The sequence below is a fragment of the Mesobacillus boroniphilus JCM 21738 genome, from assembly GCF_000517385.1.
GTDB lineage: Bacteria > Bacillota > Bacilli > Bacillales > Cytobacillaceae > Mesobacillus > Mesobacillus boroniphilus.
Map to the genome: position 1 here is coordinate 1 of NZ_BAUW01000012.1, position 19,447 is coordinate 19,447.

The following is a 19,447-nucleotide window of genomic DNA, read 5'->3' on the forward strand; positions in this document are numbered from 1 at the left end:
TTAAATCTAAAAAACTAGTAGCCATTCATTCTATTACCGGGATGATTGGCTCACTGGGACTCACGATCGGTATGTGGATGTACAACATCAACCCATTCAACCTTGACGATACATTGGTGATGGTCCTCTTCATCGTCGGCGGCTCCCTGCTGCTTGTCGCGTTTATTTTATTTGTGGTTGTTACTTTCTTTATAGAAAAGACAGGAAACTAAGAATGTAAGACTAGACTGCACTTAATAAGAAATGACCTACTAATACTAGAGTAGGTCATTTTCTTTGCATATTAACGATTTTGAAGTTCTATAATGCTTTTTCCGCCTAAAAAGGCGTGTCCTGTCGTAAGTGTTATGACAGTTTCAAAGCCATAACGATTATATACCTTTTCAACCCTTTCATTAATAGGAAATACCCATAAGTTTTCAAAGCCTTGTTTTTGGACTTCTTGCTGAATATGTTGAATGATATATCCTATTAATCCTTTTCCCCGGTATACTTCTAAAGTCGCTACACTTTCCATACGCGCTTGTCTGCCCTGAGCAAAAATACAGGCAGTGGAACAGGCGACACCATTGTACCTCAACAAAAAGTGTTGATATCCGGGATGATCAAACTCTTCCTTTAAAGCTTTTTCCCGGACTTCACGTCCGCCAATTTCTTTGATGCTGCATTCGATTTCTAATGCTTCTTGATAGTTTGCTTCCGTAACTTCTTCAATCGAAATTGCATCATTTCTTTCCAGGTTAATCACTTTCTGATCCCATAATTGTACAGGACTTGGCAATTCCTCATACCCAAATCCTTTTGATTTCAATTCACGTATCAGTTCAGGTTGTTCTTCCGGAGTGTATATGTAAAACCTCGGAATAATATTCTTTGCCTGATAAAAGGCAATGACTTCATCAACCACTTTTTCTGGATGATTGACTGGTTGGCGTACATGGGCATGATTCGCATCATAATATACAGGCTGATCCTCATTTATAAATAGATAACCCCACTCCCTGTCGTGACGAGCAGTAAAGGTAGCAAGGTAAGCAAACTCCAACTCTAGTATTCTGTCTAACATGTATTTCATTCCCCTCATTCAATTGCTTTGAAAATATCCCTTATTTGATTTTAGCATAAATATCCAATTCTAGGGGTTGTTCCATTATATAATAATAAAGGACAGACTTCACATACCCCTTCAAATATCTGGCTCAAGCACAGCGTATGTCCGTAGGTCGACCTAATAATTAATTTGATTCAGCACTTTTTTTGTAAAAAATGAAACCAACATACCCATTTCGGACGACATACTAGTGAAAATAACTTATGGAGGTTGCCCAATTGAGTGAGGAACAGAAATTAATAAACCAAATTCGGGCAGGTAATGGAGAAGCATTCAGCCATTTGGTTGAAAGTCTGCTTTCTTCTGCTTATCGGACGGCTTATCTTATACTTGGTTCGCGGGAGCTGGCTGAGGATGCTGTCCAGATTGCCCTGGAGGACTGCTATCTCAGTATTATGCGAGATTTGGAAATCCGCCATTTCAAAGCCTGGTTTTACCGGCTCGTATATACCCGTTCGATCGATGTATACCGAAAGCAAAAGCGAAATCAGTTTTCTGATATTGAAGAAAATCCAGAAGCGATCTCCAAGATGCAATCCGGATCAGCTCAGGATATGGCTGTTGAAAGTGAAACAAAGCAAGAACTACTACAGCTCATCACCCGTTTAAAGGATGAACAGCGTATACCTTTACTGCTGTTTTACTTTGAAGATTTATCAGTGAAAGAGATCAGCGTCATTCTCAATGAAAACAGCAATACGGTAAAAACAAGGCTGTCCCGGGGCAGGAAAAAGCTCGGAGAACTGGTGAAAAAGCATAGCCACTTTCAAATGGAGGGAAATACTTATGGGATATGATAAGGATAAAATGCAGATCCCTGATTCGCTGCAAAAGTTTACAAAGGAGTTACCTGCCGATTCGCAGCTGGTGAATTTGATGATGAGCGGAGTGAACGGGTTGGCCGTGAGCTAGAAGGGTTCAATAAAGATTTTAAAAAGCAGTGGACATTTTGGAAAAAAGCAGGTGTAACGACTGCCGCGATCGCTGCCAGTTTCATGTTATTTGTTGGTTCAGGGTTCGTTTCCCCTACGATGGCGAAAGTGGTATCAAAGATTCCTCCGTTAAGCTCAATCTTTAATAGCCCCGAACTAGACTTGTCAGAGAGACTGACTCAGGCTCTGAAAAAAGAAGGCTATCCTGTGCAGCAAGTGAACGAGTTTGTCGGCGGCAAGAATGAAGCATCATCATTATACTGGATGCCCCAGAAAAACAGTATCAGGAGATGGAAAACGATGTTATCAAAATCGGACATTCCATGGTCAAGAGCAAGGAATTCAAAGGGACAAGAATCGAGGATTATTATGTAAAAGTAAGACAGCATCGCGAGCCTTCCGAAGAATGGAAACAGGAACAAGCTGAAATCGAAAAGGAAACTGATGAAGTGTTCCAAATCGTCCAGGCGGCCCTGGAACCATTTGATTATCAGAATTCTGTCGGTTATATGAAAGATGAAGTTGAAATTGAAATCCCAAGTATCGAAAAACAGGAAAAAGTGGATCAAATCAAAAAAGCTGTAGAGGATGCCCTCGCAGCAAACGACAAGGCTTCTGTAAAGGTCAAAATCAGGAAGTTTGATGTGATCAAACGAGATCAATACTCTCGCTGGAGTGATGCAGTTTCAGGAATTGGGCATGAATTCATGACCTATAAAAAATACAAAGTATCCGGTGTCGGCTATAAAAGTAAAGATGGGTTAATGACCATTTTCATCACCATGAAAATGAAAAGTACCGACAAAGAAGCAGCCGAACACGCCAACGACCTTTACACAATGGCCGAGGAATTCATCAAGTCAGACGAAATATGGCCAAAAGTAAAGCAAGACCCATATAGAATCGTCGTAAGGACAAAGGATAAAAAGGAATTTAATATAGAAGAAAAACAGTTTAATTAAAAAAGCAAAGGGATCTTTCCCTTTGCTTTTTTGAGTCTTTTTCAAGAAGTTTGAAGCACAAGGTACGTCCCTATGCTTTCCTTAATAAGCGCGCGCAAACCATACGGTGTGTTTTGCTTCGCTGCCACAATGGATGCATGTCTGTTTTTCTGCTGGCGGGTTGAATGGGATGTTTCGTGTTGTGAATTTTGTTTTTTCTTTTACGCTTGCTTCACAATCATCGTCTCCGCACCAGCCTGCCAATACCCATCCTGGGATCTTGTCATTTGTCTTGGACTCAGCAATATGCTGTTCGAGCTGTTCCAGGGTATCAATATGAGTATGAGAATTCTCTTCACGGAACGCTTTTGCTTTTTCGAACAGACGAGTCTGCATCGTTTCTAGTTCGTTTTTAACTTTTTCGATCATGGATTCTAATGGCACAGAAATTTTCTCATCCATATCTCGAGCCTTCATCAAGCCCTGATTTTGATCTAAGTCTCGCGGTCCTAGTTCAATACGGACAGGAACACCTTTTAACTCCCACTCATTGAATTTATATCCTGGTGATTGATCGGAATCATCAAGCCGAACGCGAATGCCTTCTGCTTTTAAAGCGGCAAAGATCTCATCCAGTTTCTCGATGATTGCCGGGTTCTTTTTCCAAGGGCCCACTGGGATTAGAACCACTTGTGTCGGCGCGATTCTTGGCGGCAGTACGAGACCCTGTTCGTCTCCATGGACCATGATGACAGAACCAATCAAACGAGTGGACGTACCCCAGGATGTTGTATGTACAAATGTGTGTTTGTTTTCTTTATTCAGGTATTTAATATCGAATGCTTCCGCAAATTTCGTGCCCAAGTAGTGGGATGTTCCTGCCTGGACGGCTTTTCCATCCTTCATCATTGCTTCGATCGAATAGGTGTCAACAGCACCGGCAAATCGTTCAGACGGCGTTTTTTGGCCATCATAAACTGGAATCGCAAGCAATCCTTCGACTACTTCCTTATATATATTCAACATTTGCATCGTTTCCTTGCGCGCATCTTCCTCGTCGACATGAGCCGTGTGACCTTCCTGCCATAAAAATTCAGAAGTGCGGATGAATGGGAGAGTTTTCTTTTCCCAGCGGAATACATTTGCCCATTGATTAATCAAGACTGGAAGGTCCCGATAACTTTTAATCCAATTTGAATACAGATGCCCTATCATCGTTTCCGAAGTTGGCCTCAATGCCAGGCGTTCTTCTAATTGCTCTCCTGCAGCTTCAGTAACCCAAGGAAGTTCTGGCGAGAATCCTTCAATATGATCCTTTTCCTTCTGGAAGAAGCTTTCCGGAATAAGCATTGGGAAATAAGCATTGCGGTGGCCTGTTTCCTTGAACCGCTTGTCCATTTCTCCCTGAATATGTTCCCAGATTTCATAGCCATCCGGCTTAAAAGCAATACAGCCGCGAACCGGGGTGTAATCAAATAATTCCGCTTTCTGAATCGTATCAATATACCATTTCGTAAAATCATTTGTTTGCTGTGACATGTCCTTCTCCTCCTGAAAAATCAAATAGAAAATAAAAAAGCATAAAGAGTCCTCAATAAGGACGTCTTTATGCTAGTAGACGTGGTACCACCTTAGTTCGATATTCATAGAATATCCTCTAAAAGTTTGTATCGGAACGACCCGGTTAGTTTTTCGCTAACATCTCCGTGGCAGGGTTCAATAAGGAGGGGTGATATAGCTTTCAGCCATGGCTATATTCTCTGGATTCACAATCCTTATTTACTTGATCACATCATTGATTACATATTTATAAATTAATATACCAAGTTTTTATCTGGATTTCAAATAGAAGCGTAGGGACGTACCTTTTGCTTCCAAACCCACTGATTATAGTAACTCCCCAACAGGTGATTTGAACCTTTACTGCTGCATTTTGCGAGAGAAAAGTAAGTTCCTTGATTAAAGGCGACAGTCCTTTTACTGCAGCCTTGTTTTACCTTGTTTATTTTGCGTTGGCCAAAATCGCCTGCTGAACTGTTCCATATGTGTTCAATTTAGAGAAGTCGACTCCTGTGTTGATGACATCGACTGCGAGTTCAGGGCGGATTCCTGTCAGCATCGTCTCGATTCCGATCAGCCTCAGGACTTTATTGATATTGAAGATTCGCGCTGCGATTTCTGCGTCGATCATAGCGATTCCTGAGAAGTCGATGATCAGGTTTTTGATTCTTAGCTCGCTGATCTTCGGAATGACATGGGTCATGATATGGTCGCTGCGTTCAAAATCAAACTCGCCGATCAATGGCAGTATCGCCATGTCTTGTTCGAGCGGAACGATTGGAGATGACAACTCAGTGATGATTTTTTGATTCCTTTTGTTCTGTTCGTTTGCGAGCCTTTCCCGCTCCATCATCGTTTCTGTAATACTTAAATCAAGCAGGTAGCTGATTCGGTTATTGACGAAAACCACTTCTTCGGTTGAAAGCCCCTCTCCAACTGAAATTTTTGTCAACATTTCAATTAGCTGAAGCCGCGTTTCTGCATAGGGCTTCAGAATACTAGCGAGCTCCTCATAGCTGAATTGATAATCCCTTCGATTCGCTTGCCTTTCTTTATGCCAGGCAATGAACGTCTCAGACGCATCTTCCTTGGAAAGGTTCAGTGTATTACCGAGGAATTCAACGAATGCTTTATTCGTTTTTAATGATTCCTCTATGATTTCTGCCGGAAGCTCAATTTCAAGTTTTTTCACATTATAATCGGTAATTTCCTTACTGATTTTATCTGCATGATCAAGTAGGTATTTAGAAAATCTTTCGACTGGATTCACGAGTTCAGCTCCTATAAATAGTTCCGTTTTTTCTTTTTATAAATTATACCACTTATATATGGATAAATATAATTTCAACCATTTTAGGTCAACTTATTGGCATAAGAAAAAACGGCATAATATAAATACCGTTTAAGATTTCCCTATAAAGTAGCACTAAACTATTGATTTTGATACCTCAGCTTTTGAATCATGCCGGGAAGGTATAACCTCAGCTTTCTCTTCCCTTCCTTCGCTCCACTTAAAGACAATGGCTCCAGAAATTATGATGAGTACACCGAGGAATTGTTGGAAAGTAAACGGTACCTTCTCCAATCCCATCCAGCCTAATGAATCCCATAAAACCGCGAAACCGAGCTGGGAAGTCAATACAATTGAGATCGCAAAGGTCGGTCCAAGGAACCTAATTGCCTGGACGATGCCTGCAACGACTCCGATTCCCAGCAAGCCGCTGAACCAGTACCAACCTTTCATTTGCTGCAGATCGAACATTTTGCTCCCTTCAAAGAACAGGCCGAGGATGAAGGATGCCATGAATCCTAACCCCAATACCAATGTCGTTGTCGTCCATGAGCCCGCTTTTTCATTGACCTTGCTGTTAAAAATATTCTGCAGGCCGACAAGTGTGCCAGCAATTAATGCAAATAGTAAGCCTAAAAGCATGATTTACCCTCCCTATTTATAAAGGTTTTCCTTAGCAAGAGTCTTAAGTCCTTCCAAATCCTTGATTACGATTGCGCCGCTGTCCCGCTCCACAAGGCCATTTAAGCAGAATTCCTTTATGACCCGGTTAAGATGCCGATAGCTTGTTCCAATTAAATTGGCAATGTCAGTGAGATTCGATGTACTCACCTTCCCATTGACCAGCGCTTTGTTTTCATCATAGGCGACGGATACAAGATAGCTTGCTAACCTAGTCTCAACAGGGTACAAGATATTATGGCGCATGAACTGGGATTTGATATAGAATTTTCTCGTTATGATCTTTAGCAAAAATTGAAGGAATGGAGAGTGATTTTTTAAAAATCTTCGCAGCACACTTTGCCGGACTCCGATCATGACGACAGGAGAAACAGCCTCAACGGTGTTGATCGTATCAATTTCCTGGACATATTCAATATCCCCAATGACTTCAAGCGGAGTTTTAAAGGATAGAATCAATGTTTTACCCTCTTCTGACGTGGTAAAAATCTTCACTTTCCCCTTAACCAGTATATAAAGATACTCAACAGCCTCACCCTGGGAACAGACCTGCTCCCCTTTTTCAAATTCAAATAAAGTTAGGTAAGGAAGAATCTCCTCATTAAATAATGATTGTATCTGGTGAGATCGTAGATACGCTTCTATCTCTTCCGACGCTTTTATTTCTTTCATAAGCTTTCCCTGCCCCTTTAATCTTGTTAATCCCTTCAATTACCAGCCCAGGATCATCACACCTGCTACCATCATTGTAATGCCAATCAGCTGTGGTAGCCTCATTTTTTGTTTCTTTACCCCGAACCATCCATTCCGGTCAATCAGGAATGTCATCGCAAGCTGGGCGATCAACATCGCAGAAACTGTTAGAGTAACCCCAATAAAATGAATCGCAGTGACGTTACCAAAAACAACAATGGCCCCAAACGTACCGCCAATCAAATATAGGGGTCTCACTCTGCTCAGTCCTTGCCATTGTCCTTTTACAGCAAAGGTCAAGACAAACAAAGCCGCTAAAAACCCGGTAAGTTGAGTAATCGAAGCCGTCTGCCATGTACCAATATCCTGGCTGATCCTCGCATTCGCCACACCTTGCAGCGTGATAAAAGCTCCCCCTAATAAAGCAAAAATTAAACCTTTCATTTCTCTCTCCCCAAATCCTCATGTTTGTATTAATTAAATGACAGAACAAGAAGGTAAGGAAGGACATATGTCCTAAAACGAGTAGAATTGACCTTAACCACAAAAAACACCTGTACAATGACAGGTGTTTTCCTCATTACTAATTATTATCCTCTTCACTAGGTTCTTCATCTAAATCGGGTTCTTCTTCGTCAGGATTTTCTTCACTAGGCTCTTCAGTTACATCTGGTTCTTGGTTATCTTCCTGCTCTTCTATGTTTTCCATGTTATTTTCATCTTCCGGTGGCGGCTCTTCATCCGCAGAACAACCGGCCAACATAATTCCTGCACCTAATGGGATAGACAATAGTACATTTTTGAATTTCATTTTCTATCATCTCCTATTCTACGATGTATGTTCCTTTATTTCTTTCCCTTTATAGAAGTATATAACTTGCTTCATTAGGCGTGTTTGTTTTAAGTGGTGTATCACATAGCTTAATAGATTGGTCATTTCTTATTGTTTGTGGAGAAAAGCTTGCAGTACTATAAAAAAAGCTGAACCAGGCATTTCCCGGTTCAGCCTCAATATTAATTCTTTTTCACCAGTTCATATCCATTCTGCTGAATCGCGTATTCGACGCCTTGCTGCAGACTGGAGAAGGATTGGATTCCCTCAATTTTTACGTTGGAACTTAAAATTTGGATACTTAGTTCCGCAGATACACCTACAATAAAACATTGACCTCCAATTAGACGGATGGACTGTATTAATTTCTGGATCCCATGGATTGTATAAGGATCGACATTCTTGATCCCTGTTAAATCAATCAAAAGGTACTTAGCCTTTAGCTTGGTGAGTTCTACCAATGATTTTTCAATCAAATTGCTGAGCCGCTCTTCATTGTATTTGCCTATCAACGGAATGACGAGAATCCCCTTGAGAACCGGAATGATTGGCGAAGAGAGCTCTTGTATCAAGGAGGAGAGCTCTTCTGTTCGGGCCTCTACCTTCTTTTCCAATTCTATGATACTTTCCTGCTCTTTCTTTCTTGCAAGTTCATGGATGTTATGCGAAATGGTCACTGTTGATGGGAAGATTTCAACCTCATCATATTCATAGCCTTCCTGCTGGCTTTTCGTCATTTTATACCACATGTCTTGCTTGAATAGTCCGCTGAAAATACCTGCAATGGCTTGGCAGCAATACTCCGGCCTTATTTTTACCAGCCAGCTTGAAAATGCGGTGTTCCCAGCTATTGCGGATTCTTACGACAGCTCTTTTCTCTTCATAAGAGTAATCATGAATCTCGAATATTCCCCAGCCTGCGCTTTTGTAGATATCACTATATTCATTCAGCAGCTCTACCACATCAGTCCTGCCCTCATAATAAGAGCTAACAAGCTTCCCCATTCGGAATCCGGTCACTTCATATACAGTAGTTGACACATCGCTTCCGGAAATTTCCTCAATCGTATTCAGGAACAACTCAATCGCAGAATCCCAGAAAAGCAAAGCCGGGGCACCATCAAAAGTCAGTTCCCCTTCCTGGCTATTCCATATAAATTCATTTTTGTTCACTTTTATCTGATGGTTAGAATGTCCCATATTAATACTCCCTCAATAGTATGAATTAGTTCCATTCTAACTAAAACAATAATAGAATGCCAATTTGTCGGTCTGAAGAACAAGAAAAGCAAAGAAAACATACCATTTACTTATTAACTAGCTTAAATGCCATTTCTAGCACCAGAACAATTAGTTACTCTCTAATAAATCACCTTTTCTGTCATTTTAACAAATTAGCGATCATGATAAAGAGTATCGATAGAGTAAAAAAACCAATCATGAAATAGCCAAAATACCTTAACGGCTTAGGCAACTTTTTCAGATTTACATCAGTTGGGATTCCTTCAATTTTGTTCATATGTTCCATCGCATCATTAATAGGCTTTTTATCCGACATGATAACACTCCTCCCTGTTCCACATTTCCCTCTCAAATTTCCGACACACTGTTAAAAGTTCCATTGACACATCAACGAAAAAGTCAATTTATACTAAAAATACTCCAATTATAATCATGGATATTCCTGCGATTGTAAGAACATCCAGTCGCTGACTGATGGCTTGGTTTTGACCTATTTGTTCTTTCTCGTATTGTTTGTGAATCTTATGGTGCAGATGTTCATCACCAGGTATTTCAGGTGATTGCACACCCATTAGCCCTCTTCCTCCGAAGTAAAAGATCTTGTGAAAAGGCAAAGCGGCAATTAAGAGTAAAAAGCCTAATAGTAATCCCCATGTGCCAACCATACTACCATCAAGTTTCCCGGTCATAAGAAATACGATTAGGATAGAGCTGCATAGCTGCTAACCACTATATAGAAGCTGAGCTTTAGCCTTCTCGACATCTGTTTTCACCTCTATTTACATACGAAAATCATCTGCAAAAAGTTCCCAAATCTTTCCCAGTGAACAACGGAAAAATAGCTGGTCAATTCAACTTGTTACTTGCAATAAATCTCATTAACTGTACTGTTCCACCAAACTGATCCTAGATATCCTTTTATTCAGGTCAAATGAGCTGAAAAAAGCGGTTAACTTTTGAAGTAACCTACTCCACAGTTAATAAGAAACCGTTTCTTTTAAGTAAGTCGAGATGACTTGTCTAAACAACGACTTTTCTTCAAGGAAAGGGTAATGATTGCTTTCATTAAAGACAATAAGTTGTGATTTTGGTATTAACTCATTCATTTCTAAGGAAAAAGAAAGCGGGCATTGTACATCGTGGCGGCCACTCAATATTAAAGTATTAGTTGAGATTTTTTCTAACTCACGGGTGACATCAAAGATCATTTCTTCCCTAATAAAAAAATCCATTCTTGGAGCAGACATCTTTTTATGTATGCCTAAAGGAAAGTATTCATCATACTTATCCGGATGAAATAAAGACAGCTTAGTTCTCTCTTTAGAGAAGCGCTCCCTTTCACTAGGTGATAAATCAGGGCGTTTTAAAGTCTCAATAAGTTGCTGCATTCGGTCGAACTGCGGGTGGTCAGGATGATAAATACATTCAGAGGATGAATTGGCATATTTCCTAGCAGCCGCCCCCTTCATGATCCTAAACTAAGCCCCCAATTCAGGGAATTTCTTGTTCACTCATGTGCCTGATTGGTGAATAACAAGGAATTACCTAAGTTGTGGTAAGTTCACCGTGAAGTACTAAATGAAAACTTTTTTTAAAAAATGAGTTGTATGATATTTAATTCGCTTTTCTTTAATACTCTTTTGCTGTTATAACCTTTGGTATCATTTTGTATCAACTTGTTTAAGTCCATTTGGAGGATGTTTCTTTTCAGTAAAGTTTGTAAGCCAAATGTTAGCGGCAAATACAACTAAATAAACCAAAAAGGATAAAAACAAATTCCAGCCGGTATATGTAAAAACATGAAATTTAACAGATATCCATTCTATAGTTATGGCGACTCCTGACCAAAAAACAATATAAGAAAGATTCTTTAAACCTTTGGGCTTGTTATATTGATAAAAGTTTACTACAAAGTAAGGCAGAGTTGGATACGTTAAAAAGTGCAATAATACATCAAATAGTTCATGGGTTTTATGGTCGATCGTAAAATATAATTCATAAGGTTTTACACTAAGTGTTATGTCAGCTGTCAAAGCTAGAAAGATGTTAAATGTCCAAATGATAGTGATGGTTACAGCAGACAAGTGCTAGGTAATTTAAACATCAGGGCAAAAGTAAGCACTGTGGAAGAGATAATAAATATTTCATTTGCGTCAAATTTGTCAGGAAGAGGTAAAATCATATCGTTTTCACCTCTTTGCCCTTATCAATCAGTTTTTCTAAATAAAAGGAGTAGATAGCCAATAATAAAATAATAAGACTATATCTTAAATACGAATAAAATACATTCCAATTTACCCATTCCAAATATTTAATATGAACGAAATATATTTCAATTGAAACAAGTGCTGTTAAAAAGATGAATGAATAGATTGTTTTACTAAAAATAGTTCTATCAGAGAACAAAATATAAATTAACCATAAAAGTAAGGCTGGCTTGAGGGTTAACTCAGGTATTTTTGGGTCCAAAAAATTAATTCACTTGATGGGTCTTGCTTTGTTAATTTTAAATTCAGATTAATGATCAAACCTGTATTTGTAATAAGAATATTGGATAAAAAATAACAGCCCAAGATATTCGTGACGTTCATTTTCTTTATCAAGAAATACAAGGAAATAAGTGATAATATTGCTAAAATCAAAAAAAGCCCAACCGTTTGCATATAGTCACCATCTTTAATTGTTTGTATTAATTTATGCATAAATGACTTAAATACACGGTATCTAATGAAAATACTACTATTTTTTCTAATTTATAAACTGTTTAGACAAATTGCGGACATATTAAGGTTACTTAATGGCAGTATAGCGAAATTCAGTACCTATGGCCGGATTCTAGCCTTTAACCCTTTGGGATATACGCAAAAGGACGTGGAAAGTCTAGTTTCCACGCCCTTACTCCTGAGTTCAGCACAGGTCTCAGCCATCTATTTTTTTAAAAGCAAGTACACAAAGTACGGTGCACCAATTAATGCAGTCATGATTCCTGCCGGGATCCCTTCTGGTTCAAGGAGATTGCGGCCGATAGTGTCTGCGAACAATAACAGCCATCCGCCGATCAGCACTGCGATTGGAAGGAATAATTGGTTTCTTGGACCTATCAGTGCTTTTGCAAGATGCGGGGCCATCAATCCGATGAAAGCAATCCCGCCTGTTACCGACACGGCCGAAGCGGCTAATGCAACTGCTGTTAAAAGCAGGACGATTCTTTCTTTTTCCATTGATACTCCGACACCTATCGCGACCGGATCGCTTAAGCTCAGAAGGTTTAGGCGATTGGCTTTATAAAGCGTAAACGGAACCAGGGTCAGCAGCCATGGCAGGAGCGCCAGTATAAACGGCCAGTCTGTTCCCCAGATATTGCCGGCAAGCCAGCGTGCGATGAAATCGACTTTTTGCCTTTCTGCTGCTGAAATAATGACAATCATCGCTCCGGAAAGTGCCATTGAAAAACCGATACCGACAAGAATCAGTCTGACAGGCTGTAGTCCGATTCCTTTTTTATAGGAAAATAAATAAATCAGAATCGCGGTCACCAGAGCACCACCGAACGCGACCAGTGGAAGCATGTACGCAAACGAAGCGGCATCGATTGGGAAAAAGAGAAAGAACACGGCAATTCCTAATCCTGCCCCAGAATTTATCCCAATGATCCCCGGATCAGCCAAATCGTTTCTTGTTAATCCCTGCAAAATCGCTCCGGAAAGTGCCAGCGCCATACCAGCTAGAACTGTCACGATAATTCGCGGCATCCTGATCGAAAACAAAACAAACTCTTCTTTGAAGGTGCCATTTCCGAATATCGTCGGCAAGATCCGATTATACGATACGGAGGAATAGCCCAATCCCAGACTGACTACGATCGTTAAAATTATTAAAGCAGACAAGGTCAAAACAATATACCTTTGCTTTTTGATAATGGACGGATGTATCATATGAAGCTCTTCCCTCCTTTACGGACGATGAACAGGAAGAACGGCAGTCCGAGCACGGAAATAATTGCATAAATTGGTGTTTCATAAGGAGCGTTGATCGTTCGCCCGAGCGTATCTGCGATCAGCATGAACGACGCGCCGAATAAGGCTGACATCGGCAAAACGAATCGATAATCTGTGCCGACGATCATCCTGACGATATGCGGGACCATCAGCCCGATAAAGGCCATGTTCCCAACTAGCGCTACCGAAGACCCTGCCAGTAAAACAATAACGATGAATAATACCAATTTAATTAAGTTTGTCTTCTGGCCAAGTCCTACTGCTACTTCTTCACTCAAGCTCAAAATCGTCAATTGCCTTGATAGGTAAAATGCAACCAGCATTCCAACCAGGATAAACGGCACAATGATTTTCAGCTGAGTCCAAGATGTTCCCATCAGGCCCCCTGCTGTCCACATCGAGACATCTTTAGTAATTTTAAAATACAAACCGATTCCTTCGGCTACCGCGAACAAAAAGGCGGAGACCGCGGCTCCGGCCAGGACGATTCGCAAAGGGGAGAATCCGCCCTTCTTCAAGGCACCAATTCCAAAAACGAGTATGACGCCGACACCTGCCCCGATAAAACATGCAAATGTAATGGCGAGATAACCGGCCGAAGGACTGAGCGCCATAATCAGTGCCAATGCAGCATTTGCTCCAGCCGTCAAACCAAGCAATCCCGGGTCAGCAAGCGGGTTTCTCGTCAAACCCTGCATGATCGCACCAGCAACAGAAAGGGCAGCACCAACGAAAACTGCTGCAACCTCCCTTGGGAGCCTGATTTCCCTGATCATGGTTATTGTATCTGTTTTAACGGTTGAAGTAATCGCAAGCCAAATCTCCTTGACAGTCGTATCTGCTGCTCCGAAGACCATTGCCGTCATGAAGCTTGCGACCAGAATGAGGATCCCGGCAACAAATCTGGCAAGCATGGGTAGCGAGCTGTTTTGGTTGATCATATGCATCTCATCTTTCTGATAGTATTAAAAAGCGTAAGCGCCTCGTTCAGCCCCGACAAGCGCTGGAGGGCTGACCAGTGAAGTCGCTCTTTGACTTCATTGGGCGGACCGAAGCGACTCGAGGGGCTAGGCGCTGGAGCTGGCTTAAGATACCCCATATTGTTATCCCCAACTGAATCATTTTTACCATTTCATATCCAGCAAGAAGAGGAATTCCTAAGAATTCCTCCTGCTAATTATTATTGTTCTAGAAATGACTTTTTAAAGAATTCCAGTTGATATTCAAGTGTTAGAGGATCATTGAAATAGAATTCCTTCGCATTCACTTCGAATACACGGTTATTCTTTACTGCAGGAATATTTTTATAAGTCTCGGTTTGCTGGAAGGACGTATCTCCCTCTGCATTCTTGCTGAACACAACATAATCACCAGCGTATTCAGACAGTACTTCCGGGGAAATTGCATAGTACCCAGGTTCTAGAGCTGCTTCCTTCACTTTTTCAGGCATATTCAATCCCATTTCCTGATAAAGGATTTCGGTTCCCCTTGCCCAGTTGTCGCCAAATACGTATAGTTCCTTGTCGAAGTTTTCGATAACAGAAACAGTTGCGTCTGCACCAATTTTAGCTTTGATTTCTTCGCCAGCCGCTTTAGAATCTGCCTTGAAGTTATCGATCCACTCTTGAGCTTCTTTTTCTTTATTCAAAACCTTGCCGATTTCCAGGTGCTGCTCAAGATAACCTAGCTTACCGTATGTGAAAGTCACAGTAGGCGCGATTTCCTTCAGCTTATCGACATTTTTGATATTAGATAGACCAATGATCAGGTCTGGATTTAATTCAATAATCTTCTCCAGGTTTTCATCTGTCACTTCTTCCACGTCCATCAATTCATCAAAACGCGGATTCATTTTTGACCATGCGTCAACACCGACCATGTTCACATCAAGGGCCATCACATTTCCTGCAAAAGAAGAAAGGACAATGACTCTTTCCGGGTTTGCAGGTACTTCTACAGCACCATTTTCAGATTGATAAGTGATCGTTTCTGGTGTATCTTCTTTCTTTTCGTCGCTTGATTTTTTTTCCGTGGTCTCTCCGCCTCCGCAAGCACTAAGAACGAGCACCAGCATAAGCAGGAATGGCATAAGTAATTTCTTCATTTTCTTCTTCTCCTTTTAGTAAGTTGTACGTGATGCAAATCGGTTTATTCGTACGTGGATCTCTCCCGATTTCAGCGTCAATTTGGAATACTTTCCTGAGAACAGGCTTGTTGATGACTTCTTCGCTTGTTCCTGTTTTGACAATCCTTCCCGCCTTTAGGGCGATCAGGTGATCAGCAAACCTGGCCGCATGGTTTAAATCGTGAAGCACCATGACAATCGTCCGGCCTTGCTCCCTATTCAACTTTTGCAGTAGCTCGAGAATCTCAAGCTGATGCGCCATGTCCAGATAGGTCGTTGGTTCATCAAGGAATATCATTTCCGTTTCCTGCGCGAGCGCGAGTGCGATCCAGACACGCTGCCTCTGACCGCCGGACAAGGAATCGACAGGCTCGTATTTGTAACTCTCCGTTCCTGTCACTTCAAGAGCCCAATTAATGACTTCCATATCCTTTTTCGTCAGCCTCCCAAATCCCTTTTGATAAGGAAAGCGTCCATACGACACCAATTCCCCTACCGTCAGGCCGGCTGCACTTTCAGGTGTTTGTGGAAGAATGGCCATCTTTCGCGCCAGGCTTTTCGTATCTTCATTAGAGATACTCGAACCATCAAGGTAAATCGAGCCAGACTGATGGGGAATGATTCGTGACATCGATTTTAACAAAGTCGATTTGCCGCACCCATTTGGGCCAATGATAATCGTGACTTGCTGATCGGGGATTTCTAAAGTCAGGTTATTCACGATTGTTTTTTCCCCGTATCCCACGTTCAATTGGTCTGTGTATAAGCGGACCATTCATCATTCCTCCAAAGTTTTTCATTTTCTCGTTGATAATGATTATCAATGTCGTTTACAATGTATACTATAAAGCTATTAATTTATTCAGTCAATGACAGATTTGTGAATTATTTATTTTTCCGTCATATTTTTATAAATATCTAACTCAATACACTAATAGGAGTGTTTCCCATGGAAAACATTGAAATCTTTGACCTTACCATTATCGGCGGCGGACCTGCCGGACTTTATTCGGCGTTTTATGCAGGTTTGCGTGAGATGAGAACGAAGATAATCGAGGCGCAGCCAGACCTTGGAGGAAAGATTCATGTCTATCCGGAAAAAGTGATCTGGGATGTTGGCGGCATTGGCCCTATTACCGGAGCGAAGTTAATCCAGCAATTAAAGGAACAGGCGATGACTTTCAGCCCTGAAGTTGTCTTGAATGAAAAAATTGAATCCATCAGCAAGGATCAGGAATTCTTTTTCCTAAAAGGTGCTTCGGGAGAGATTCACTATTCGAAATCCGTCATCGTTGCGATCGGAAGCGGAATCTTAAAACCTCAGAAACTAAAACTTGAGGGAGCGGAAAAATTCGAGGTGTCAAACCTCCACTATATGGTCAATTCTCTCAAATATTTTAAGAATCGGACGGTTGTCATTTCCGGAGGCGGCAATTCTGCGATTGATTGGGCGAACGCACTCGAACCTCTTGCTAAAAAGATTTATCTCGTCCACAGAAGAGATTGCTTCTCTGGCCATGAATCTCAAGTGACCCAGCTGATGAATAGCTCTGTAGAATGTGTGTTTCATTCGAGCATTACCAACCTATTTGCAGACGAGAGCCGGTCATCAATTGAACATGTCGAAATAACCAATCAGAATACAGGTGAAGTCCTGCGTCTTGCTGTTGACGATGTCCTCGTCAATCATGGTTTTGATCAGGACGCATCATTGCTGCAAAATAGTGAACTTGAACCGAAGTTGATTGATGGTTTTTACATCGACGGAACAGCAACAAGCGAAACATCCGTACCTGGCTTATATGCAGCAGGAGATATATTAAAGCACGAAGGCAAATTGAATCTAATCGCAGGGACTTTCCAGGATGCAGCCAACGCAGTCAATAAAGCAAAACAGTTCATCGAACCGGCAGCTTCTCAATCCGCAATGGTCTCATCGCACAATAAAGTTTTTTCAGAGAGAAACAAGGAAATGATTCTTCAGCTGATCAAGTGATTTAGGGATGAGAATCCTATCCTGCGGGAGGGTTTTCCCACTCTTGTTTGAATTATGTCCATTCCCATTCAAGGACTTTGAAGGACATACCGTTAAGGGGTAAAATGGTTGTAAAGATAACAAGAATGAGGAGACTTTTATGTCTAAATATAAAAAACAGCAACGTCAAGACCGCTGGGACCATAAGTACGATTCGCTTGATCTGAAAAAGCTGTTGACAATCCTGAAGGAAAACCGGCGAAACATCCAGAGTAACCAACAGCTCTATTATGATCCAGACCAGGATGAGCTGGACATCAAGGAATATTACCGGGGCGCACAGAAGCTGGATTTGTCGGGCCTCGCCCTCTTCTACAAATTCCATACAATCGTATTCCAATCTCATAAAAATCAGCTGCCCTACTTCCTGGCAAAGGATTTGTATTTGTACACATGGGTCGATTTATATCCGGATGGTTCTGCAAAGAGTGTCTATTCCTCCCAAAAGAAGGATCCGGAGTCATTGTTGATTGAGGATAACGAAACACTGAGGGAAAAATACGATGAGTTCAGACGGCGATCACGCAAGATTCAGGTGAATGGCTTTGATTCGATCAAGGATTTGAAGATTTTTGAGAACCATTTCAAGATGAACACCGAGCATATTGTGCCGCAGTCCTGGTTTGAAGGTGCCGAGCCGATGAAAGGCGACCTTCACCATCTGTTTGTCTGCGACCCAGATTGCAACATCTCGCGCTCGAACTACCAATTTGCCGATTTTGATTTTTACAATCCGGAACGTGACGATGAGCCAATTCAGAATAACTGCGGAGTCACAACTGGCTTCGAGTTCGAACCTGAGCACGGCAAAGGAGCCTCCGCCCGGGCCATGCTTTATTTTTTCCTGAGATATCCTAAAAGAGTAAGAAACGAATTCAAAAAGAAAGTCGATATCCCGCTGCTCGTCCGCTGGAACAAAGTATTCCCGCCCACACTCTACGAACAGCACCGCAATCAAGCCATCTACTACATCCAGGGAAACCGCAACCCGTTCATCGATTTTCCGGAATTGGCGGAGAAGATTGATTTTCCATGGTAAAGGCTGAACCGATATGTATTGGTTCAGCCTATTTTATCTTTTTCTCCTCATCTCTTTTAACAAGTCAAAAAGATTAAGATGATGAATCAACTCTTCCCTCGTATCCTCTTTCCCCTTCAATCCAAAATAATTATCCCAATCAAACGACGGATCATAACTATCACTATTCTCCCAAATTACAGGTTTTTTCTCTTGTTCCACAAGCAACTGAACTGCCAACTCTCTATCCATAGGGTTTAGCCACTCATATTCAAAATCAAATTCATCATTATCGATAAATGAGTCTGCCCAATCATCTTCGAATTCAAGTTCAAAGAATTGAAAGCCAAAATCGAGCTTCTCTAACTTCTCGATCTCTGCCATTTCTTCGTGTGTTACACCGTATGGCACACCGCCTTCCGTGTATCCGGCAATAAAAGCAAAGGTCTCATCAGACTCCAATTCAAATTCGAACTGGGCCTTTTCCCTCTCCCTTTTTCTTTGCCTGCGGATTTCCTGGCTTCTCTGCTTCTCTTTTTTAGTCTTTTTTCTTTGCTTCGCCAATTCCACTACCTGCCGATCCTATTAATCTCGCAACCAATGCGCAAATTCTATCTTCTCATCTTCTGTTAGAAGATCAAGTTCCTTTTTCGCCTCAAGCACAAGCAAAAAGTCGTCCCAGCCATTATAGTTAAACTTACTCCAAATTTTTTGATTCACCTTATGAAATTCATGGATTCTTTCCGTCAAGTCATAATAAGGCATATCACCATTTTTCCAGCGCATGAAATCATTGAATAAACCCTGCAATTCATCTTCAGTCAATTTTTTATGATAGCTTCCTACGATTTCGCGATTCCTTTCCCTTTCGGCTTTTGAAAATTTTTTATTACTCATATAGACATCCTTTCCTTAAATTTTCATTTTTATCTTATAAAAAAGACAGAACCATCATATAAATCTGGTTCTGTCTTAGCATACAGGCCAG

23 protein-coding genes, 2 pseudogenes and 1 other annotated feature are annotated in these 19,447 nt (G+C 41.1%); of the genes and pseudogenes, 7 read left to right on the forward strand and 18 right to left on the reverse strand.

The window, feature by feature from the left end; translation table 11 throughout:
- A pseudogene (locus JCM21738_RS05690) lies at positions 1 to 212 on the forward strand (hypothetical protein); the annotation flags it as partial.
- Between the two features lie 71 nt (positions 213 to 283).
- Here the strand turns inward: JCM21738_RS05690 and JCM21738_RS05695 are convergent.
- Entirely contained in the window at positions 284 to 1,066 is a 783-nt protein-coding gene (locus JCM21738_RS05695) for a GNAT family N-acetyltransferase (protein ID WP_023614537.1), read from the reverse strand.
- Positions 1,067 to 1,329: 263 nt separating this feature from the next.
- On the opposite strand from JCM21738_RS05695, the gene JCM21738_RS05700 reads away from it, so the two are divergent.
- The 4 genes and pseudogenes from JCM21738_RS05700 (at position 1,330) to JCM21738_RS05710 (ending at position 3,005) form a co-directional block, all read left to right on the forward strand.
- Positions 1,330 to 1,908, forward strand: a complete 579-nt coding sequence (locus JCM21738_RS05700) for an RNA polymerase sigma factor (protein ID WP_023614538.1) — start codon at positions 1,330 to 1,332, stop codon at positions 1,906 to 1,908.
- Positions 1,898 to 2,023 (forward strand): hypothetical protein, encoded by a 126-nt coding sequence (locus JCM21738_RS26635; RefSeq protein WP_256360177.1) that lies wholly within the window; start codon positions 1,898 to 1,900, stop codon positions 2,021 to 2,023. Before JCM21738_RS05700 ends, JCM21738_RS26635 begins: the two co-directional genes overlap by 11 nt.
- Positions 2,024 to 2,076: 53 nt before the next feature.
- Positions 2,077 to 2,418: pseudogene (locus JCM21738_RS05705) on the forward strand (DUF4179 domain-containing protein); the annotation flags it as partial.
- The gene (locus tag JCM21738_RS05710; protein WP_148296064.1) at positions 2,334 to 3,005 is read left to right on the forward strand and encodes a DUF4030 domain-containing protein; all 672 of its coding nucleotides are present in this window, start codon (positions 2,334 to 2,336) and stop codon (positions 3,003 to 3,005) included. The pseudogene JCM21738_RS05705 and the gene JCM21738_RS05710, both read left to right, overlap by 85 nt.
- Positions 3,006 to 3,086: 81 nt before the next feature.
- On the opposite strand, the gene proS is transcribed toward JCM21738_RS05710, so the two are convergent.
- The 15 genes from proS to JCM21738_RS05775 form a co-directional block, all read right to left on the reverse strand.
- Complete coding sequence (gene proS, locus JCM21738_RS05715) at positions 3,087 to 4,523, reverse strand: proline--tRNA ligase (protein WP_023614540.1); 1,437 nt, start codon at positions 4,521 to 4,523, stop codon at positions 3,087 to 3,089.
- A gap of 54 nt (positions 4,524 to 4,577) precedes the next feature.
- Positions 4,578 to 4,789: a binding site (T-box leader), on the reverse strand.
- Between the two features lie 197 nt (positions 4,790 to 4,986).
- Entirely contained in the window at positions 4,987 to 5,814 is an 828-nt protein-coding gene (locus tag JCM21738_RS05720) for an STAS domain-containing protein (protein ID WP_023614541.1), read from the reverse strand.
- 156 nt (positions 5,815 to 5,970) lie between these two features.
- Positions 5,971 to 6,477 (reverse strand): DMT family transporter, encoded by a 507-nt coding sequence (locus tag JCM21738_RS05725; protein ID WP_023614542.1) that lies wholly within the window; start codon positions 6,475 to 6,477, stop codon positions 5,971 to 5,973.
- Between the two features lie 12 nt (positions 6,478 to 6,489).
- On the reverse strand, positions 6,490 to 7,188 hold the full coding sequence (locus JCM21738_RS05730; protein WP_023614543.1) for a Crp/Fnr family transcriptional regulator: 699 nt from the start codon (positions 7,186 to 7,188) through the stop codon (positions 6,490 to 6,492).
- A gap of 39 nt (positions 7,189 to 7,227) precedes the next feature.
- Positions 7,228 to 7,653 carry a DMT family transporter gene (locus JCM21738_RS05735; RefSeq protein WP_023614544.1) on the reverse strand — a complete coding sequence of 142 codons (426 nt, stop codon included), beginning with the start codon at positions 7,651 to 7,653 and terminating at the stop codon, positions 7,228 to 7,230.
- A gap of 139 nt (positions 7,654 to 7,792) precedes the next feature.
- Positions 7,793 to 8,020: a hypothetical protein gene (locus tag JCM21738_RS05740; RefSeq protein WP_023614545.1), complete on the reverse strand. Its 228-nt coding sequence runs from the start codon at positions 8,018 to 8,020 to the stop codon at positions 7,793 to 7,795.
- A 203-nt stretch (positions 8,021 to 8,223) separates the two neighbouring features.
- Positions 8,224 to 8,778, reverse strand: coding sequence for an STAS domain-containing protein (locus JCM21738_RS22290; RefSeq protein ID WP_052019580.1), 555 nt, complete (start codon positions 8,776 to 8,778; stop codon positions 8,224 to 8,226).
- Position 8,779: 1 nt separating this feature from the next.
- Positions 8,780 to 9,241: a hypothetical protein gene (locus JCM21738_RS22295; protein WP_052019581.1), complete on the reverse strand. Its 462-nt coding sequence runs from the start codon at positions 9,239 to 9,241 to the stop codon at positions 8,780 to 8,782.
- Positions 9,242 to 9,422: 181 nt separating this feature from the next.
- Positions 9,423 to 9,599, reverse strand: a complete 177-nt coding sequence (locus JCM21738_RS23805) for a hypothetical protein (protein ID WP_023614547.1) — start codon at positions 9,597 to 9,599, stop codon at positions 9,423 to 9,425.
- An 88-nt stretch (positions 9,600 to 9,687) separates the two neighbouring features.
- Positions 9,688 to 9,855 carry a hypothetical protein gene (locus JCM21738_RS24205; RefSeq protein WP_159101419.1) on the reverse strand — a complete coding sequence of 56 codons (168 nt, stop codon included), beginning with the start codon at positions 9,853 to 9,855 and terminating at the stop codon, positions 9,688 to 9,690.
- 405 nt (positions 9,856 to 10,260) lie between these two features.
- Positions 10,261 to 10,752, reverse strand: a complete 492-nt coding sequence (locus JCM21738_RS05750) for an alpha/beta fold hydrolase (RefSeq protein WP_023614549.1) — start codon at positions 10,750 to 10,752, stop codon at positions 10,261 to 10,263.
- Positions 10,753 to 12,210: 1,458 nt separating this feature from the next.
- The gene (locus JCM21738_RS05760; protein ID WP_023614552.1) at positions 12,211 to 13,218 is read right to left on the reverse strand and encodes a FecCD family ABC transporter permease; all 1,008 of its coding nucleotides are present in this window, start codon (positions 13,216 to 13,218) and stop codon (positions 12,211 to 12,213) included.
- Positions 13,215 to 14,195, reverse strand: coding sequence for a FecCD family ABC transporter permease (locus JCM21738_RS05765; protein WP_439645987.1), 981 nt, complete (start codon positions 14,193 to 14,195; stop codon positions 13,215 to 13,217). The genes JCM21738_RS05760 and JCM21738_RS05765 overlap by 4 nt, the downstream gene beginning before the upstream one ends.
- 266 nt (positions 14,196 to 14,461) lie before the next feature.
- On the reverse strand, positions 14,462 to 15,385 hold the full coding sequence (locus JCM21738_RS05770) for an iron-hydroxamate ABC transporter substrate-binding protein (RefSeq protein ID WP_023614555.1): 924 nt from the start codon (positions 15,383 to 15,385) through the stop codon (positions 14,462 to 14,464).
- A complete protein-coding gene (locus JCM21738_RS05775; protein ID WP_023614556.1) occupies positions 15,336 to 16,181 on the reverse strand; it encodes an ABC transporter ATP-binding protein in 846 nt (281 codons plus the stop codon). The genes JCM21738_RS05770 and JCM21738_RS05775 overlap by 50 nt, the downstream gene beginning before the upstream one ends.
- Positions 16,182 to 16,355: 174 nt before the next feature.
- Here JCM21738_RS05775 and JCM21738_RS05780 point away from each other — a divergent pair, with 174 nt between their 5' ends.
- Together JCM21738_RS05780 and JCM21738_RS05785 are read left to right on the forward strand one after the other, a co-directional pair.
- Positions 16,356 to 17,402, forward strand: coding sequence for an NAD(P)/FAD-dependent oxidoreductase (locus tag JCM21738_RS05780; RefSeq protein WP_023614557.1), 1,047 nt, complete (start codon positions 16,356 to 16,358; stop codon positions 17,400 to 17,402).
- A 139-nt stretch (positions 17,403 to 17,541) separates the two neighbouring features.
- Positions 17,542 to 18,480, forward strand: coding sequence for an endonuclease I family protein (locus JCM21738_RS05785; RefSeq protein WP_023614558.1), 939 nt, complete (start codon positions 17,542 to 17,544; stop codon positions 18,478 to 18,480).
- 33 nt (positions 18,481 to 18,513) lie between these two features.
- On the opposite strand, the gene JCM21738_RS05790 is transcribed toward JCM21738_RS05785, so the two are convergent.
- On the reverse strand, positions 18,514 to 19,023 hold the full coding sequence (locus tag JCM21738_RS05790; RefSeq protein WP_035209042.1) for a hypothetical protein: 510 nt from the start codon (positions 19,021 to 19,023) through the stop codon (positions 18,514 to 18,516).
- A 21-nt stretch (positions 19,024 to 19,044) separates the two neighbouring features.
- On the reverse strand, positions 19,045 to 19,356 hold the full coding sequence (locus JCM21738_RS05795; RefSeq protein WP_023614560.1) for a hypothetical protein: 312 nt from the start codon (positions 19,354 to 19,356) through the stop codon (positions 19,045 to 19,047).
- Between the last annotated feature and the right edge of the window lie 91 nt (positions 19,357 to 19,447).

Coding starts and splice junctions, on each gene's coding strand:
- JCM21738_RS05695 (WP_023614537.1), bottom strand. CDS start 1,066: ATGTTAGACAGAATACTAGAGTTGGAGTTTGCTTACCTTGCTACCTTT.
- JCM21738_RS26635 (WP_256360177.1), top strand. CDS start 1,898: ATGGGATATGATAAGGATAAAATGCAGATCCCTGATTCGCTGCAAAAG.
- JCM21738_RS05710 (WP_148296064.1), top strand. CDS start 2,334: ATGGAAAACGATGTTATCAAAATCGGACATTCCATGGTCAAGAGCAAG.
- proS (WP_023614540.1), bottom strand. CDS start 4,523: ATGTCACAGCAAACAAATGATTTTACGAAATGGTATATTGATACGATT.
- JCM21738_RS05725 (WP_023614542.1), bottom strand. CDS start 6,477: ATGCTTTTAGGCTTACTATTTGCATTAATTGCTGGCACACTTGTCGGC.
- JCM21738_RS05730 (WP_023614543.1), bottom strand. CDS start 7,188: ATGAAAGAAATAAAAGCGTCGGAAGAGATAGAAGCGTATCTACGATCT.
- JCM21738_RS05735 (WP_023614544.1), bottom strand. CDS start 7,653: ATGAAAGGTTTAATTTTTGCTTTATTAGGGGGAGCTTTTATCACGCTG.
- JCM21738_RS05740 (WP_023614545.1), bottom strand. CDS start 8,020: ATGAAATTCAAAAATGTACTATTGTCTATCCCATTAGGTGCAGGAATT.
- JCM21738_RS22290 (WP_052019580.1), bottom strand. CDS start 8,778: ATGACGAAAAGCCAGCAGGAAGGCTATGAATATGATGAGGTTGAAATC.
- JCM21738_RS22295 (WP_052019581.1), bottom strand. CDS start 9,241: ATGGGACATTCTAACCATCAGATAAAAGTGAACAAAAATGAATTTATA.
- JCM21738_RS23805 (WP_023614547.1), bottom strand. CDS start 9,599: ATGTCGGATAAAAAGCCTATTAATGATGCGATGGAACATATGAACAAA.
- JCM21738_RS24205 (WP_159101419.1), bottom strand. CDS start 9,855: ATGGGTGTGCAATCACCTGAAATACCTGGTGATGAACATCTGCACCAT.
- JCM21738_RS05750 (WP_023614549.1), bottom strand. CDS start 10,752: ATGAAGGGGGCGGCTGCTAGGAAATATGCCAATTCATCCTCTGAATGT.
- JCM21738_RS05760 (WP_023614552.1), bottom strand. CDS start 13,218: ATGATACATCCGTCCATTATCAAAAAGCAAAGGTATATTGTTTTGACC.
- JCM21738_RS05765 (WP_439645987.1), bottom strand. CDS start 14,195: ATGCTTGCCAGATTTGTTGCCGGGATCCTCATTCTGGTCGCAAGCTTC.
- JCM21738_RS05770 (WP_023614555.1), bottom strand. CDS start 15,385: ATGAAGAAATTACTTATGCCATTCCTGCTTATGCTGGTGCTCGTTCTT.
- JCM21738_RS05775 (WP_023614556.1), bottom strand. CDS start 16,181: ATGGTCCGCTTATACACAGACCAATTGAACGTGGGATACGGGGAAAAA.
- JCM21738_RS05780 (WP_023614557.1), top strand. CDS start 16,356: ATGGAAAACATTGAAATCTTTGACCTTACCATTATCGGCGGCGGACCT.
- JCM21738_RS05785 (WP_023614558.1), top strand. CDS start 17,542: ATGTCTAAATATAAAAAACAGCAACGTCAAGACCGCTGGGACCATAAG.
- JCM21738_RS05795 (WP_023614560.1), bottom strand. CDS start 19,356: ATGAGTAATAAAAAATTTTCAAAAGCCGAAAGGGAAAGGAATCGCGAA.